Genomic DNA, 616 nt, shown 5'->3' on the forward strand with positions numbered 1-616 from the left:
AAAGAAAAAAGAGTCAGGCAGTCTGACTCTTTAGAAGTAAAACACACTGTATCGTGGGAAATAGGGTTACAGAGGCAGGTTACATCCTTTTCAAAGGTTTCACGACGCTGTCTAGCCCTTCAATTTTTAACGCTAAACACAGCTTTAATAGGTCACCTAACTCGCCGCTCGGCCAGCCCTTTTTATCAAACCACAGCAAATATTCCTCAGGTAAATCAATAAGTACTCTGCCTGCATATTTGCCAAATGGCATTTGCATTCTTGCCAGTTTAATCAGGTTTTCTTTTTCTAACATAAATGAAGCGCGGTTAAGACATCTCACGCAAGAGTACCACCAGCGGTGCTCCCTCACCAGTTAAAGGACCAAATAAGGCAAGAAGCTCAACGATCGTTAGGGCGGTTTATTTTGACGGCTTTGAGTTGCTTTGTGCTAGAGTACGCGACATTAAAAATTAGAACGAGAATGCAATGAAGTCACCGTGTAGAGCAGCCTGTAAAAATAACGCTGGAATTTGTTCTGGCTGTCACCGAACGATGGATGAAATCATCCAATGGAAAGACAAAACCGAACTCCAACGAGAAACCATTATCGAGCAAATCACCGGAGAAGACTCCA

General features: G+C 42.9%; 2 protein-coding genes. One reads left to right on the top strand and one right to left on the bottom strand.

Annotated elements, in window-relative coordinates:
- Positions 1 to 79 precede the first annotated feature (79 nt).
- Positions 80 to 295, bottom strand: coding sequence for a DUF3820 family protein (locus R8O11_RS29085; protein WP_005375557.1), 216 nt, complete (start codon positions 293 to 295; stop codon positions 80 to 82).
- Between the two features lie 173 nt (positions 296 to 468).
- On the opposite strand from R8O11_RS29085, the gene R8O11_RS29090 reads away from it, so the two are divergent.
- The coding region (locus R8O11_RS29090; protein ID WP_318195104.1) for a DUF1289 domain-containing protein at positions 469 to 616 on the top strand (148 nt) is incomplete at its 3' end.

The organism is Vibrio sp. 1288, assembly GCF_033344475.1.

What these genes read in the sequence shown, in the direction of transcription:
- R8O11_RS29085 (WP_005375557.1), bottom strand. Translation starts at nt 295, where the DNA reads ATGTTAGAAAAAGAAAACCTGATTAAACTGGCAAGAATGCAAATGCCA.